13 protein-coding genes are annotated in these 16,152 nt (G+C 63.0%); 11 read left to right on the top strand and 2 right to left on the bottom strand.

All coding sequences use genetic code 11. From position 1 onward, the window contains the following. Window positions 1-55 precede the first annotated feature (55 nt). From K7W03_RS04435 to K7W03_RS04425, 3 genes are all read left to right on the top strand, one after another. Window positions 56-910: a sterol desaturase family protein gene (locus tag K7W03_RS04435; RefSeq protein ID WP_137708914.1), complete on the top strand. Its 855-nt coding sequence runs from the start codon at window positions 56-58 to the stop codon at window positions 908-910. Window positions 911-1,104: 194 nt separating this feature from the next. After that, entirely contained in the window at window positions 1,105-2,379 is a 1,275-nt protein-coding gene (locus K7W03_RS04430) for a hypothetical protein (protein WP_222885699.1), read from the top strand. Between the two features lie 509 nt (window positions 2,380-2,888). Continuing rightward, window positions 2,889-5,462 carry a TonB-dependent receptor gene (locus K7W03_RS04425; RefSeq protein WP_137708916.1) on the top strand — a complete coding sequence of 858 codons (2,574 nt, stop codon included), beginning with the start codon at window positions 2,889-2,891 and terminating at the stop codon, window positions 5,460-5,462. 56 nt (window positions 5,463-5,518) lie between these two features. Here K7W03_RS04425 and K7W03_RS28195 read toward each other — a convergent pair whose 3' ends face one another. Next, window positions 5,519-6,346, bottom strand: a complete 828-nt coding sequence (locus K7W03_RS28195; protein ID WP_025550599.1) for a helix-turn-helix domain-containing protein — start codon at window positions 6,344-6,346, stop codon at window positions 5,519-5,521. Window positions 6,347-6,766: 420 nt separating this feature from the next. Here K7W03_RS28195 and K7W03_RS04415 point away from each other — a divergent pair, with 420 nt between their 5' ends. The 7 genes from K7W03_RS04415 to K7W03_RS04385 all read left to right on the top strand — a co-directional run bounded on the left by K7W03_RS04415 (window position 6,767) and on the right by K7W03_RS04385 (window position 14,117). Next, entirely contained in the window at window positions 6,767-7,621 is an 855-nt protein-coding gene (locus K7W03_RS04415) for an SDR family NAD(P)-dependent oxidoreductase (protein WP_222885698.1), read from the top strand. Next, window positions 7,618-8,049: a carboxymuconolactone decarboxylase family protein gene (locus K7W03_RS04410; protein WP_061934501.1), complete on the top strand. Its 432-nt coding sequence runs from the start codon at window positions 7,618-7,620 to the stop codon at window positions 8,047-8,049. The genes K7W03_RS04415 and K7W03_RS04410 overlap by 4 nt, the downstream gene beginning before the upstream one ends. An 81-nt stretch (window positions 8,050-8,130) precedes the next feature. After that, on the top strand, window positions 8,131-10,455 hold the full coding sequence (locus K7W03_RS04405; protein WP_222885697.1) for a TonB-dependent receptor: 2,325 nt from the start codon (window positions 8,131-8,133) through the stop codon (window positions 10,453-10,455). An 85-nt stretch (window positions 10,456-10,540) separates the two neighbouring features. Next, window positions 10,541-11,545 carry a phytanoyl-CoA dioxygenase family protein gene (locus K7W03_RS04400; RefSeq protein ID WP_222885696.1) on the top strand — a complete coding sequence of 335 codons (1,005 nt, stop codon included), beginning with the start codon at window positions 10,541-10,543 and terminating at the stop codon, window positions 11,543-11,545. A 156-nt stretch (window positions 11,546-11,701) separates the two neighbouring features. Beyond that, the gene (locus tag K7W03_RS04395; RefSeq protein WP_222885695.1) at window positions 11,702-12,082 is read left to right on the top strand and encodes an SMP-30/gluconolactonase/LRE family protein; all 381 of its coding nucleotides are present in this window, start codon (window positions 11,702-11,704) and stop codon (window positions 12,080-12,082) included. A gap of 61 nt (window positions 12,083-12,143) precedes the next feature. Next, window positions 12,144-12,755 carry a TetR/AcrR family transcriptional regulator gene (locus K7W03_RS04390; protein ID WP_222885694.1) on the top strand — a complete coding sequence of 204 codons (612 nt, stop codon included), beginning with the start codon at window positions 12,144-12,146 and terminating at the stop codon, window positions 12,753-12,755. Between the two features lie 279 nt (window positions 12,756-13,034). Then, window positions 13,035-14,117: a phosphotransferase gene (locus K7W03_RS04385; protein ID WP_222885693.1), complete on the top strand. Its 1,083-nt coding sequence runs from the start codon at window positions 13,035-13,037 to the stop codon at window positions 14,115-14,117. Here the strand turns inward: K7W03_RS04385 and K7W03_RS04380 are convergent. Then, a complete protein-coding gene (locus tag K7W03_RS04380; protein WP_222885692.1) occupies window positions 14,114-15,052 on the bottom strand; it encodes an SDR family NAD(P)-dependent oxidoreductase in 939 nt (312 codons plus the stop codon). The two genes, K7W03_RS04385 and K7W03_RS04380, sit on opposite strands and share 4 nt — an antisense overlap. Window positions 15,053-15,222: 170 nt before the next feature. On the opposite strand from K7W03_RS04380, the gene K7W03_RS04375 reads away from it, so the two are divergent. Then, window positions 15,223-16,125, top strand: a complete 903-nt coding sequence (locus K7W03_RS04375) for an NADP-dependent oxidoreductase (protein ID WP_222885691.1) — start codon at window positions 15,223-15,225, stop codon at window positions 16,123-16,125. Window positions 16,126-16,152 lie beyond the last annotated feature (27 nt).

Here is a 16,152-nt window from a genome sequence, read left to right as displayed (position 1 = left end):
ATGAATTGGAAGCCTCCCCGAAGCCAGCCTAAATTGCCGGACAAGGAGAGAAACAATGTCCTATTATGGTCCGGTGCTTGCCGTGACGGCGATCGTCCTGGCAACGGAAATTCTCATGGGCCGCCATCGCGGCATTTATCGTCGCGACGATATATTGGTGCTTGGCCTGTGCGCCCTGCTCAATCCGCTGGTCACGCGAATATTGGCCGGGCTGTTGATCGCTGGCGCGGCCGCGCTGCTGCTGCCGCAGGGGAAGGGTGCGCTCGCCCACCTTCCCTTGCTGCCCTCCTATGTCAGCCTGTTCCTGCTGGTGGAATTCGCCTTCTACTGGGGACATCGGTGGGCGCATGAGGGGCAGCGCCGACCGACGCTTCGCTGGTTATGGAAGATACACCGGACACATCATGCGGGGCGGTACATGAACGTGCTGGTGACACAGCGCATCAATCTGTTCTGGTCGTTCGTCGTGCCGACCGCATGGATTACGGGCTTTGCGGTCTATCTGGGGCAGGGGATCGCGGTGGGCCTCGTCATTCTCACCATCTTCTGCTGGAACCTCATCACCCACAGCCATTTTCGCTGGGATGACGCCATCCGGCGACATCCGCGTTTCGGCACCTTGTTTCGCGCGATCGAGCATCTGCTGATCAGCCCGGGCATGCATCATAGCCATCATGGCTATGGCAAGGACGGCGCATCCTATCGCAACTATGCAGTCACCTTCGCTTTTCTCGACTGGATTTTCGGAACGCTGCACATTCCGCAGGGGCGGCCCTGGCGCTATGGTGTGCCCGGTGCGCAGCCCCATTGGGCGGAGGAGGTGTTCTATCCGCTGGTGCGCATGCCCGCCAAGGCGAAGGAAAGCGGAGAACCGCATGCGGCGGATGCGGGGGAGGGGGCAGTGGCCTGAGCAGCCACAGGATGCGTCGGGTCCGAAGATATTGGCGTCGCGCCCCGCAGTGAAGCCAGAGCTTGACGGAACTAGTTTACCAAGTGCATCATATCTTCATAAATTGGCGGCTTAAAACCAGATATAAGAACGATCGTTCTATATGACGGTCGATCCGGTTGGTGATAGCCGGGCCTGCATGGGAGAAGGATGTGATGCCCCTCGACACTGGCGATTATTTTCTGTCCGCCGCCAATCCGGTGGCCAATGTCGACCAGCGCGATCTCGAGAGGCTCGCCATGCGGCTGTTCGAGCGGCCGGACGTCAGGGCGGCTCGCGCCCGTGCGGAGATCATGTGGCGGCGCGTGACGGACAGGCTCATGCCTGCCGACCAGATGGCGCTGTTCGACGACCATGTTTCCGATTATTGTTTCAAATGCACGCTGGTTGCCGCCAATACGGATGCCAATCATCCCCGCATATTGCGTCTATATAGTGAAGGCGGCCAATGGTTCGGACATAAGGTGCCCGGCGCGAAATGGGGTGGAGACAATCCCAACAACGCCTATCGCATCATTCCCGTCGCGGCAGGCGGACGCTATGAACTGACGGGGCAAAGGCAGGTCGAACCGTCCACTTACGTCACCTTCCAACTGGTCAGCAACAGCACCACGTCCGCGACGCTGGCATCGCTCGAACAACTTGACATGGAGATTGACGAGGACGGTCGGTACAGGCTCACCCTGGATGATATGCCTGTCGGGAAACGGCGGAATCATCTCCAGATACCGGCAGGGACGCTCTACCTCTTCATCCGCGATTCCATGGGGGATTGGGAACGGCAGCAGCCCGATGCGTTGCAGGTGCGCAGGCTCGACCCGCCGACGCGACCCCCGCTGACGGAAGATGAACTGGCCGCTACAGCCATTCGCAATATCCTGTCCGATGTATTCTATGCCTATTATGCCCAGCGTCTGTTCTTCAACGGCCCACAGATGATGACGCCGCCCGAGCGAGCGGGGTCTGTGGGCGGACTGGTGACCCAGCAGGGCAGCCTGGGCCACTTCACGTTGCGCGAGGATGAAGCGGTCATCATCACGGCCAATGCGGCGGGCGCAACCTATCGCGACATCGTCCTGCATGACCTGTGGTTGCGCAGCCTGCCCAATCGCGACAGGCAGATCAGCCTGACCAATGCGCAAATGGCGCCGGATGCGGACGGACGCTTCACCTATGTCCTCTCCATGGCGGACCCGGGCGTGCATAATTGGCTGAATCCATGCGGGCTGCATGATGTGCTGGTCCTGCACCGTTGGCAGGGCTTCCCCGATCCCGATGCGGAAGCCCCGTCGATCGAAAGCCGGAAAGTGGCGTTGGCGCGGCTTGAGGAGGCTTTGCCGCCAGCGGTTGCGAAGGTGACGCCCCGGCAAAGGCAGGCACAGATCGCGCGCCGCCAGGCTGCTTATGACCGGCGCTTCGCGGTCGATTGAGCGGAAGGTCGCAGGGTCTTCACAGATCATTCAGCCTGATCATCGCAGATGCGCTTTGAGCCGCCACTTGTTGGTGCCCAACCGCTGTAAAAACTCGATCGAGCCTTGAACCGGCTTTTCCCATCCGATTCCCTGGTCGGAGAGATCACAAATACGATCTATGTAGGCGCACTTGCATGCAATATGCGCCGTAATTAGCTTTGCACCGTTCTGGCACTGATATGCCGGATCAAGGACAGGCGGTTGAAGCCGCCGGCATCCAGACCGCGAGAACGGCGGATGTTCTGTCCGAAGGGGAGGGACGATGCGATCTGCGCGGCGCCTGGCCACATTTCCGGACATGATCCGCCTGCTTCATCATTTGCGATGCGGGCAGGTGCTTTCTTTGTCTCGGCATGATTCCGCCTGCTCCGGATCACCCGCGCCGGGTTCCCATGCATCCTTGGAACCGTTCGGGAGGCGCATTCGCATCGCTCGCTCATAGAACAAAATCATAGGGAGAGACGTCCATGAAAAAGCAGCTTCTTTTCGCCAGTGCGGCCCTGTCCGCCCTGTCCATGCCCTCTCTTGCCAGCGCGCAGGATCAGGGCGGCCGCGCCACGGCTGGAGATGCAGACATCGTCGTGACCGCCACACGGCGCGAACAGCGACTGCAGGAAGTGCCGCTTGCCGTCACCGCGCTGAGTGGAGACACGCTGCGCAGCCGGGGTATCGAAAATCTCAACGATCTGGGGCCGGGCAAGATCGCCGGTCTTACTTCCTATCCGCTCAACGGGACTGAGACCGGGGTAGCGCTCCAGATGCGCGGCTATGGGACATCGGACGCGTCCCAGGGCACGCAGGACAATGCCGTGGCCTTCTATATCGACGGCATCAACATTCCGCGAGCCCAGGGCGGCGCGCTCGACCTTATTACGCCTGAACGCATCGAGGTGCTGCGTGGGCCGCAGGGACAGTTGTTCGGCCGCAATGCGGAGGCGGGCGTTGTGCAGATCGTTTCCCGCCGGCCAAGCGGCGTGCTGGGAGGAGACTTCCGCGCCGGCATCGGCAATTTCGATGCCTATGAGCTCAAGGGGCGTCTAGACATGCCGGAAATCGCGGGATTCCGTATTCAGTTGTCGGGCATGTACCGCAAGCGGGGTGGGTATTTCCGGAACGTCAAGAGCGCTCTCCTGCAAAACATAACCCCCGTTTCAAGCCCTTATTCATCCTTTCACTGGAAGACTGGAGATTATGACAGGGATTTCCGCCAGCTCAAGACCTATGGCGGCAGGGTTGCGGTGGAACGCGATTTCGGCGATCTCAACATCTTCTATGCCTATGACAATGTCTGGGCAAAGGACGATCAGGCCTTTCCGCAAATCCTGGTATCTCCCAATATCGGCACGATCGAGAACCCCAATGGCGGCATCACCGTGCCGCCCACAGGCCCGGCTACGATCTTCACGACCGATGGAGGACGCTATCAGCAGTTTCCGCTCGATCTCGACAAATATCCCGACAGAGCGCCCTTCGCGATTCCCTCGCTCTATTTCATCACGAAGAATCGCGGTCATGTGCTGAACCTGACCTATGGCGCCAGCGACGCGCTGACGCTGAAGTCGATCACCGGATTGCGTCGCTCCATCAACTATGGCGGGGCGGTTACGTCATTGGGAACGTCGCCCGTGCAGGCATGGGCCAGCAATTATCTGGATTCCAAGGTTTTCAGCCAGGAACTTCAGGCGATCTACACGACGTCCAGCTTCAACGTCACGGTCGGCGGCATCTATTTCTACGAAGATGTGCAGGATGAGCGTGATTCCGGCTTTTCCACCAATTGTCCGGCGGGCATAGCGGGCGCGCCCTGCACGCCGGGCGGCGGCCCCAGCCGCGCGCCCTATTACAGTCCTTTCGCGCCCAATGGCGGCTTCATCCGCCAATTTTCCAAGACGAACGCCTATGCGGCCTACGGTCAGGCAAGCTGGACGCCACCCATATTGGAAGAGCGGCTGGAACTGACCGCGGGCCTGCGTTACAGCGACGACACCAAGAGGGCCCGGCGCGACATCTTCAACGGCGTGATCCTGCCGACGCAGTTGCGCAACGAGGCGAAGGAAAAGCGCGTCGATCCCGCCTTCACGGCCAAGGTCAAGCTGACCGAGGACATGAACACCTATGTCCGCTATGCCTCCGGCTTCCGGGATGGCGGCGCCAATGTTCGTTCGCAGGTGTTCACCGCCTATGGCACCGAAGTTTTGAAGTCCTGGGAAATCGGCATGAAGTCCCAATGGTTCGACAGGCGCGTGACCTTGAACATCGCGGCCTTCAAATATAAGGTCGAGGATCAGCAACAATCCATTCAGACCAGCCCGGCAACGAACCCCAGCATTTCCGACACGTTCAACGTCACCGTTCCCTACAGGGCAAAGGGGCTGGAAGTGGAATTGAGCGCCCGGATCGTGCCGGGGCTGAGCCTGGCGGCGAACTATACCTATGTCGACAGCAACAAGCGGTTGATCGGGATCGATCCGCGGACACTGACCACGTTCAAACCCAATGGGACGAGCATCCTGTCGTCGGGTCCGTGCGCGGCGGCCCCGGCCGGCAATTGTGCCGGCGCCCTGGTCGTATCGCCCGCCGATATGGCGGCCCACCCCGGCGCATCCTTCCTCCAACTGCTGGGCGTAGGCGCGGCCAAACATGCCGGCTCCGTTTCCGTGGACTTCAGCCGGCCGCTCGACCCCGGCGTCTTCAACATCCATTTCGACTGGACGCGCAGCTCGAAAATGACATGTTGCGCGCCCTACAAGCTGCTGACGGTGGTCAATTCGACCGGAACCGCTGCTTCGCCTTCGCCGCGCTATAATCCCGGCGTTTTCACCAACCGCATCAATATGCGCACGGGCATCTCCGAAATCCCGCTTGGCAACGGGGTGAAGGGCGAACTGGCCTTCTGGGTCAAGAACCTGCTGAACCATGTCGATCTGGGCCAGCTATTCCCGGCGGGCAATGCGCTCAATGCGTCGCAGCCCTATCCCCAGGCAGCGACCTATCTGCAACCGCCAAGGACGATGGGCGGCGAATTCCGCGTCCAGTTCTGATCGATCGGGGGATCGGCCATCTGCCGGTCCCCCATTCGCACGCATTATCCGCAGCTTCAGCACAATATCAGTGGCATCGCGAAATCGGAGCCGCCCACCGCGCCGGATGGGGAGGGAAGCGGATCGCCGCCGTTCCGGACGAGGGCGCGATAATGGCTCGCACTCATCCCGCTATGGTGGCGGAACGCCTGCTGGAAGGATTTGAGATCGTTATAGCCGATCAGCGTCGCGATCTGCGAAACCGGGCGATCGGTATCGCGTAGCTGCGACTGCGCGCTGCGCATCCGCACCAGCCGCAGATAGTCCCGCGGCGTCATGCCCAGCTTCGCGCGGAACCGGCGGATCAGTGTCTGCGGGCTCACCGCAAGATGCGTCGCGAGCATGCCGATATGCAGCCCGCGCGACGCCCGTTCGGAAAGCCACATCTGCGCCGCTGCGACCAGGGGATCGTCCGACAGGCCGGGCCGGTCCGATTCCATGCCCATCGCGTCCGCCAGCGTCCCTGCCATGGTCGGTGACAACAGCCTGCCGATCAGGCGGGTGAGCAGGCTCATTTCGTGCGTCATCCCGCGGGCCATCATGATCCGGTCGACTTCGGCAATGGGGTCCGTCGTGTTGACGCGGATATGCGGATAACGCCTGCGGAATTCCGCGGCTGCGCCTCGCGTCACCGGCACGGGCCCATTGCCCGTCAGCCCGGCCTCCGCCAACAATTCTATTCCCCGCCCAGTGGCGGACAGATGCGCGCCGCCTGCATATTGACTGCGGAGCCAGTCGATTACGGAATGGAGTTTGGCAAGATATTCCGGCGTCTCTTCCTCCGGACAATAGAAGTCGGGCACGTGGATATAGAGATGGGGCCTTGCCTCCAGCCCATCTTCCACTTGCAACTTCCATCCGCCCAGGACCTGAATTGGCCTTGGGCTTGGTCCCAACAATTTGGCGCGTGTGTGCATGCCGATGTCGTCTCTTGTTCGAAACTGATCGGCCACGCGCAGGCGCATCTGGCCGAACAGATCCAGGAACAAGCCGACACTGGCGAGACATGCGCCGTCAAATCCGATCACTGCAATATCGCGAGCCATACAGGATGGTAATTTACCCCCGTCATGATGTCAAAACCACACCTGACGCCAGTGCCAGGAGAGTCGCATGATGCATGCATAGAAAATAGGCCATGGACTTGGCCATTGGGAGAGTTTCGCATGATCGAGCAAATGGCCGGGCGCGCAACAGGCGCGCCCGAGACGGCATTTTCATGTCTTCCGACACGTGATCGGCCCGGGCAGGACCGGGCCTGATCCATGCCGCAACCCACTAAATTCTATCCACGCCTCAAGGGGCGTTCGGCCATCGTCACGGGCGCGGGAACCCAGGGCGACGGCATCGGCACCGGCCGCGCCATCGCGATGCTGCTGGCGGGGGAGGGCGCGCATGTCGCGCTGGTCGACCGCGACAGGGAAAGCGCGGAGGAAACGCGCCGCCGCATCGATGCTGCCGGTGGACAGACCTTCACGCTGGCCGGCGATGTCACGGTCGATGCCGACTGCCGCCATTTCGTGGAGCAGGCGGTCGCGCATACCGGGCGGCTCGACATATTGGTCAATAATGTCGGCATATCCGATCCCGTTGCATTGGACGCGGCGGACGAGAGCGGCTGGACGCGGGTCATCGACGTCAACCTCAAAAGCGCGATGCTGATGATCCGTCATGCCGTACCGGCCATGAAGGCGGCGGGCGGGGGATCGATCGTCAACATTTCCTCCATCGCAGGGATGCGGGCCCATGGATCGATAGCCTATGGCCCGTCGAAGGCGGCGATGGCGCAACTTGCCGCCGAAATCGCCGTCCTGCATGGCCGCGATGGCATCCGCGTCAACACGGTTGCGCCCGGCCATATCATGACGCCCCATGCCATGCATGTTCTGCCCGAAGGTCTGCGTACATTGCGCCGGGCCATCGCGCCGCTGGGCATCGAAGGGGATGCCTGGGACATCGCCAGGGCGGTGGCTTTTCTGGCGAGCGACGATGCGCGCTTCATCACCGGCGTTCTGCTGCCCGTGGACGGTGGCGTCACACGGATCGGCCCCATTGCCGCGCATTTCATGGCCGAAGCGGAACTGGCGGCCGACGCGGGAACAGAAGGACCGAATCAATGAGCCAACTGGATGAAAAACAGGAATCGGGCGTCGCCTTCATCACTGGCGTCATGGGCGAACGCTTCGGCGGCGTCTTCAACGAAGCCGCGACATCGGACCGTTTCGGGTCGGATATTACCCGCATGGCGGCAGGCTGGGCCTTTCACGATGCCTGGCGGCATGAAGGCATCAACCGCAAGGAAAAGAGCATAGCCGTCATCTCCGCGCTGATCGCGTCGCGTCAATCGCTGGAGCTGAAAAACCATGTCAAGATCGGCCTGGCCAATGGCCTGACGGTGGAGGAACTGGAAGGGCTGCTGGTCCAACTGACGCCCTATGTCGGTTTCCCTTGCATCGCCTCTGCCCAGACAGCGGTGATCATGGCCATGCGCGAGGCCGGCATATCGCCCGAAGATCTGCCGACGTCGGAGGAACGCGGCCTGCTGTGACGCGGCAACCGACCGGCCCGGCGGCGAGGCGGTCACGATTTCACAACAAAAGCGAACATCAATGTTTCAGGGGAGGTTGTCATGAAAATTTCGAGTTTCTGGATGTCGTCCTGTGCCTGCCTGCTTTCGGCGGCTCCGGCAATTGCATCGGCGCAGGCGGCGCCCGAACAGGAACTCCAGCATGCGCAGGCCGCCTTCGGCAGTGACGACATCGTCGTAACGGCACGGCGGCGCGAGGAACGGTTGCAGGATGTGCCGCTCTCCGTCAGTGCGGTGTCAGGCGCTACGCTGGAGCGCGCCAATATTTCGAATGTCGCGGGCCTCAGCCGCGTGGTCCCCAGCCTTGTGTCGGTTCCCGGACAGGGCGGCAGCCGTTCGCTGCCCAATTTCGCGATCCGTGGCCTCAGCCAGCAGGAACTAACCCTGCTCGCGGACCAGTCCGTTTCCACCTATATGGGCGACATCGTGCTTGCGCGCACGCAGGGGGTCAATGGCGCGCTGTTCGACATAGGATCGGTGGAAGTGCTGCGCGGGCCGCAGGGCACCCTGTTCGGCCGCAACACGACCGGCGGCGCGATCATCATCCGTCCCAACCGGCCGACCGAAAATTTCGAAGGCCGCGTCGGCGTCACTTACGGCAATCTGGACACCTTCATCGTGGAGGGCATGCTGAACGTGCCCCTGTCGCCCAATATACTGGTGCGCGTCGCCGGCCAGCGTCAGCGCGACGACGGCTTCGTCTATGACGAGATATTGGGCCGCAACGTCAACGACACCGCGCAGGAGGGCGTGCGCGCCTCCGTGCTGATGAAGAACGACAGCGGCGTCGAATCGCTGACCGTCTATAATTATTTCCACGAAGACGATGGCGGCACGGCAAGCTTTCTCGCCAAGGTCCGTTCCACCGGATCGCTGAACGGCGCCGCCGTCCGCGCGGCGCGTGGCTATCGCCCGCTGGAGCAGTTGCTGGCCGAACAGCAGGCGCGGGGCCCCTATCGCATCGCCAATGGATCGAACATCTTCACCAAGGTGGAGACGCACGACATCGCCAACACTACGACCGTTCCGCTCAACGACATGCTGACGGTCAAGAACATCGTCGGCTATCGTCACGTCAAGGACAACATCTTCGACGATATGGATGGAAGCATGAATTCGTTGCATCCACAGCAGCGGATAGACTGGACCGCGCAGTTTTCGGAAGAGCTGCAACTGCTGGGCGAAACCGAAAACTTCAACTGGATCACCGGCCTTTATTATTTCTGGGAAAAGGGTCGCAACCAGGGTCTTTCCACGGTTGGCAGCGTCGATCCGGGCCTGGTCGAGCCGGAAGATATTTTCGGCTATCCCACCGCTGCGTTCAGCAACACCGATGTGGCGGGCCGCAACCGCAGCTTCGCTGCTTTCGCGCAGGGCACCTATCGTTTCAACGACAGCCTGAGCCTGACGGCCGGCGTTCGCTACAATCGAGACAAGCGCGAGGCGACGATCCGCAATCGCACGGCCACCGCATGCCGTTTCACCCGCGACCTCGACAATAATCCCGCGACGCCGGAAACCGCCGTGCCGCTTTCGCAGTGCGAGTTGAACGTGGGCGACAGCTTTTCCGAAGTCACCTACAATCTCAGCCTGGAATATAAGATCGCGCAGGACAAGCTGATCTACCTTGCGCACCGGCATGGCTACCGCACCGGCGGCTTCGGCGCCCGCGCCTCGACCGAGGCCGGGCTGCGCCGGACCTTCAGGCCGGAAACGGTGGACGATGTCGAATTGGGGGTGAAGGCCGACTGGCGCATGGGCGGCATGTTCCTGCGCACCAATCTGGCCGCCTATTACGCCAAATATAACGACATCCAGCGGTTGCTGACCGATCCGCTGGCCTTGCCCCCCACCACTGTCACGACCAATGCGGGCAAGGCGCGCATCTGGGGCATCGAAGCGGACATATTGTTCCGTCCGGTGTCCATGTTGGAACTGTCGGCCAACTATGCCTATACCAACGCGAAGTTCACGAAGTTCATCTATCCGGACGGCAGCGACCACAGCAACGATCCCTTCGCCCGCGCGCCGCGCAATGTCTACACGCTGGGCGCGCGGCTGCTCGCACCGCTGGACAGTTCTCAGGGCGATGCGTCCATCGGGATCAGCTATTATCATACCGACGATTATGTCGGGAACGATACGGTTGTGCCGGGCTATACGGATGCAGAGGGCTATAATCTGGTGAATCTGGACGCGAGCTGGAACCGGGTCATGGGATCGGGCTTCGACCTCGCCCTCTATGTCAACAACCTGACCAAGAAGAAATATGACTTCCTGCTCATCAACCTCGACAGCCTGGGCTACACCAGCCACACGCCCGGCCTGCCGCGGACTTATGGCGTGACCCTGCGCTATCATTTCTGAAAAAGGGGGCGGCTGCCCCGCATCCGTCCTGTTTCGCGGGACGGATGCGGGTCGGCCTGGCCCGACGTTTATGGGAAGACCGGACATGGCCGACATGATTACTTCCACCTCGCCTGATACGCCGCCGATGCGCGAGCTCAGGACCGCCAATCATCTGCTGGGCGATCGCGCGGCGCTGGATGCGGCATGGGATCGGGACGGCTACTGGTTCTTCCGCGACGTGCTGGACAAGGATGCTGTCGGCCGGTTGCGCGCCGTCTACCTGGATGTCTTGCGCGACCTGGGAGTCGTCGACCCAGCGCGCGACGACGCGGCCGTGTATAATGGCGCACCGCTCGACGATTTTCCGATCCGGAACGACGGCACGCCGGCCACCGATCCGCTGCTGGCCCGCTATCCGCGGGATCAATTCGTCGCGGAGCCCGCGATCCGCGCCTTTTTCGAGGAGCTGTTCGGGGAAGAGGTCTTCTGGGTGCCCAATACCGAATATCACGCGCTGCCGCCGGGCACGGGTCGGCCGGACTCGCGGTTCAACTTCGTCCATTGCGATGGCCCCAACAACAAGGGGCTGCCACTGAAAATCTGCTGGATGCCGCTCGCTCCAATCGATGAGGAGACGGGCGGCCTGGCTGTTGCCGAAGGGTTGCACCGTCCCCGGATGAATGATTTTCCCCGGCCGCCCCAGGGCATAGGCGACGATGTGATCCCGGCCGATGCCTGGTGCCGCGCCCTCTACCAACCCGGCGACCTGCTGGTGTTCAGCCTGGAAACGCCCCATAGCGGACTTGCCAACCGGTCCGACCGCCATTTCCGCCTGTCGATGGATATTCGCGGCATGCCGAAATCGGGCAATATCCCGACCGTCGGCACGGTCGCCGCGCTCGACGCCTGCGCCATCGCCGTGGAAACGAAGGAGGGGGAACAGCGCACCTTCCGCATCGATGAGGACAGTTTCTGCCGGATAACCCGAGGACGGCTGACGGGCATGCCGCTGGCGCTGGAGGAAATCCCGCAACTGGTGAAGATCGGTGATCCCGTTTATGTCGCATCCGACCACGGCACCGCCATGTTCATCCGTCCGCAGCACTGAAACATCCGGCGGGAACAGCAGGAACATCCTGGCGGCATAAGGCCGGTCGTACGGACTTGTGATGCATTGTCGGCGCCTGTGTGAAAGCCGTTGCCCGAACGGGATCGATCCTCTCTACCTGACTGTCGAACAGGGCAGCAGGCATGGGAGAGGTTCATGGAGGTCATGGCAAGCGGCCTTCTGATTCCGGAAGGGCCGGTGGCGCTTTCCGATGGATCTGCGCTGGTGGTGGAATTGGGCGATGTACGCCTCAGCGGCGAAGTCGCCGCCACGGCGTCGGGCCACATCATGCCGGACAGCTTCGCGGTGGAGGCGGGCGGGCATGTCTGCATCGGCTCCATTGGGCGAGGCGGTATCACCATCGTCGATCCCGCCATCGGCCTGCGCGGCGACATGCCGATCGATGATCGCATGGTGACGAACATCGCCTTCGGCGCCGAGAATGGCCGGGATGTCTGGATCACGGCAGCCGGAACGGGCCGGTTGCTGCGCGGCCGTTCGCCCCGGCCGGGCCTGCCGCTCGCTTTCGCGGCATGAGGGACGAGCGCCGATCATGACCCATCCGGCAAGACTTCGACCCCGATCTGACCCAGCTGCCGTGACGGCCGACGATGATGCGATGGTCGGGCGTGTCATGCCCCCGCAACTGGATGTGCTGGACGCTCGCTCCCGCATTCTCGACGCCGCGGCGCATCTGTTTCGGCGGGAGGGTTTTTCCGGCACGTCGATGGACGCCATTGCCGCGCTGGCGCGCATGTCGAAAAGGACGCTCTATGCCGGCTTTCCGGACAAGCGCGCGGTTCTCGAAGCGGTTCTGGAGCAGTTCATCGCCCGCCGTTTCGCCATGATCGAGCGGATCGGCCGCGAAGCCGCGAGCGACGAGGCTATATTGACCCGCATGGTCGGCGCCCTCAACGCGATGGCCACGGACGAGGATGCGCTCGCCATGTACCGGTTGCTGGTGGCGGAGGCGACAAATCTGCCTGCGCTGGCACTGGCGGCGAACCGGAACGGGCTGACGCAGGCGCAGGCCATGCTGCGCCAGCCTCTCCTCAATTGCGGTGTACGCGATCCGGATAGGGCCGCCTGCTTCCTCTACGACCTCGCCGTGCTGGCGCCGATGCATCGCCTGTTGGTGGGTACGGACAATCTGCACATGGACGTCGCCGCCATCGTCAGACTGGTTCTTCAGGGCGTGAAGGGAATGTGAAGCAGGGTCTTGCTCCGATCGCGGATGGCCGGGAACGGCTGTGGCCGGCACCGGGCGCGTCGGCGGCCGACCCTCAGCCCTGGACGGGATTTCTTAGGCTATGTTGCGATCTGCCGGACCATCCCATGCGAACCTTATTTTCCGCCGGGGTCAAGCGCTCCATGGACGCCGAATTCCCCGCCGGCGCTGCGATGACGGGGAAGGGCATGTCTTGCTGCAAACGCTCGTCGGTCATCTGGTCGCCTGCCTGTTATCGAAGCTGCATATGGAGGAGGCTGCATGAAAGAACCCTGGTTGCCGTTGGTCCCTGAAGACGTCACCGCCTCCTGGCTGGGCGACGCGCTGGCACCGCGCTATCCCGGAACGCGGGTCGAGAGGCTCGACGTCCACGAAATCCTTTGGGGCACGGGCACCAAGATGATGGTGACGGCGACCTATAATGACGCCGGGCGGGGCCATGGCCTGCCGCGGGCCTTGTGCATCAAGGCGGGTCTTGCCGAGCATCGGGAGCTGGTGAAATTCTGCTACCAGACGGAGGCGCGCTTTTTCGCGGAGCTGGCGCCGCGCCTGCTGCTGGGGCTGCCGCAAATCCTCTACGCCGCGGCGAATGCCGATCAGGGGATGGTGGTCATGGAGGATCTGCGACCGACCGGCGCCCATATCTGCCGCGTGCAGCAGCCGCTGACCCGCGATCAGGCCGCCGCTTTCCTGGACGACATGGCCGCGTTGCACGCGCGCTGGTGGAACAGTCCCGCGCTGGAGGACGATGGCGATCTTGGCTGGCTGATGCGCCATGATCCATTGCCGGACGAAGCCTGGGGCGATTTCGGGCGCGGTCAGCTCCAGCCCGAAACATGGGCGCATTATATGGGACTGCCCCGGTCGCTCGGCATTCCGGCGGCTTGCCGCGACCGGGAAGGGGTTCATGCGGCGCTGCAGGAATTGCGCCTTTTCGGGGAGCAGGGTCCGCGTTGCGTCATCCATGGCGACGCGCATCTGGGCAATATGTATCTCACCCGCGAGGGGCGGCCGGGCTTCCTCGACTGGCAGACCACGCGTCGCGGCCATTGGGCGCAGGACGTGACCTATTTCTACATCTCCGCGCTCGATCCGCTGGACCGGCGGGCTTGGGAGAAGGATCTGGTCGCGGGCTATCTTGCCGCGCTGGCCCGCCATGGCGTGGCCCATCCGCCGTCCGAGGAAGAGGCATGGCGCGCCATCCGCGCCCATATCGTCTATGGCCTGTTCTACTGGATGGTGAATCCGGTCGAATGGCAGGCGGAGGAGAATAACGCCGCCACCGCGCCGCGTTTCGGCTGGGCGGCGGTCGATCATGCCGCCCCGCCACTTGGTCCGCTTTAAACCGGATCAGGCGTCCGCACGAACCGGTTCTGGATCGAGCCGAACAGATAGTCGCGGTTCGCCTGCTCGTCGAACGCATCCAGCGTCCAGCCGCCGGGATGGATGCTGGTGCGGATCGCTTCAGGTTCGGGGATCAGGGCCACTTCGTCGCCCTGGATGTAGAAGTCCCGCCCGCTGACATGGGCGGCGGCGTCGGTGCACAGCCATACGATCAGCGCCGCGACATGGGCGGGCAGGGCGGTCATGCGCGGCTGCGCCATCGGCTTGTTCCACAGCAGCGGAATGCCAAGTCGCGCCGATTCAGCGATGGTCTCGTCGATTTCCGGCGTATGCGTGCCCGTCAGATGCGACACCGGGCGGATCAGATTGGCGCGAATGCCGAATTCCCCCAGGTCGCGCGCAATGGTGCGGGTGAAGCCCAGAAGGCCTTCCTTGGCGGCGGAATAATTGGCCATGCCCCAATGGCCGAAGCCCGATGGCGACCCCGTATTGACGATTACGCCGGACCGCTGCGCGATCATATGCGCCGCCGCCGCACGGCAGGTGTAGAAGCTCGACGTCAGGCTGACGTCCATGCAGAGGTTCCAGTCCTGGTCCGTCATCCGGTCTATCCGCGCCGGGCGGACGATCCCCGCATTGTTGACCAGAATGTCGATCCGGCCGAAGGCATCGATGGCCGCCTGCACCGCCGCCTCGCCGCCCTCGCGGGTCGCCACGCTGGAACATTGGCCAATTGCCTCGCCGCCCGCGTCGCGTATCTCCTGCGCCACGGCTTCGGCCAGCGACGCGTCGCCGCTCTCCGTGCCATAGGGGCCGCCGCCCAGATCGTTGACCACGACCTTCGCGCCCTGCTCCGCCAGCAGCATCGCTTCGGCCCGGCCGATATTGCGGCCCGCGCCGGTCACGACGGCGACCTTGCCCTTCAGTCTCTGCATATTCCAGCTCCCGTTAATTGTGCCGGGAGAGTAGCCGCTGGCATCCTTAGACCCTAATCACTGACGTGATGATTGCGCCTGACGCGCTTCCCGACGATGCCCGGCTTCGCCACAAGATCAGCGCCAACGGAGCGCGGCGATGATCCTGACCAAATGAAGGAGATGCAAGGGTGAAGGCGATCGTGATCAACCGCCATGGCGGCCCGGAGGTGTTGGAGCCTGCCGATCTGCCGTCGCCGCAACCTCAGCCGGGGGAGGCGCTGCTACGCATCCTGACGGCGGCCGTCAATCCGGCGGACGGCAAATGGCGGGCGGGCCTGTTCGAAAGCTTCGCGCCTGTCGGTTTCCCTCATATTCTGGGCTATGACGTGGCGGGCGAAGTCATCGGCGGGGAGGGCTTTGCGCCCGGCGCCCGCGTCTTCGGCATGCTCGATCCGTTCCGCAAGGGCGGCTATGCCGAACAGGTCGCCGTGGCCGCCGATCATCTGGCGCTGGTGCCCGATGGCCTCGATCTGCCGACCGCCGCCGCGATCCCGACCGCTGGTCTGACCGGCTTGCAGATGGTCGAACGCGGGTTGGACCTTCAGGCCGGTCAGAGGCTGATGCTGACGGGCGCGCTGGGCGCCGTCGGCCGTTTCGCCCTGTTTGCGGCGAAGGAGCGGGGCGTCCATGTGACCGTCGCCGTCCGCGCCGCCCATGTCGAGGCTGTGCGCGCTCTGGGTGCTGACGATGTGATCGCCCTGGGCGAGGAGGATTGGAGCGGCGCGTCCTTCGATCATGTCATCGACACTGTGGGCGGCGAAGCAGTCGGCGCGCTTTGCCGGCACCTGAAGCCCGGCGGCCGGGTGCTGACCGCCGCCACCACGCCGATCCCGAGCGACGGATTGCCGTTTGCGCCAGAATTTTTCGCGGTCGTCCCCAGCGGTCCCGACGCCGCCCGTCTGGCCGCCGCCGTCGCGCAGGGCAGGATCGCCGTGCCCATCGCCCGCATCCTGCCGCTCGATCAGGCGGCGGAAGCGCAGCGGCTGGTCGATGCGGGCGGATTGAACGGCAAGGTCATCCTGACGAACTGAAAATCCTTGCGATAGCGCAGTCTTCCG

Origin of the sequence: Sphingobium sp. PNB (assembly GCF_019873065.1) — a bacterium.
Taxonomy (GTDB): Bacteria; Pseudomonadota; Alphaproteobacteria; order Sphingomonadales; family Sphingomonadaceae; genus Sphingobium; species Sphingobium fuliginis.
The sequence above is the reverse complement of the archived record's forward strand: the minus strand, read 5'-3'. Positions and strand labels throughout refer to the sequence as shown.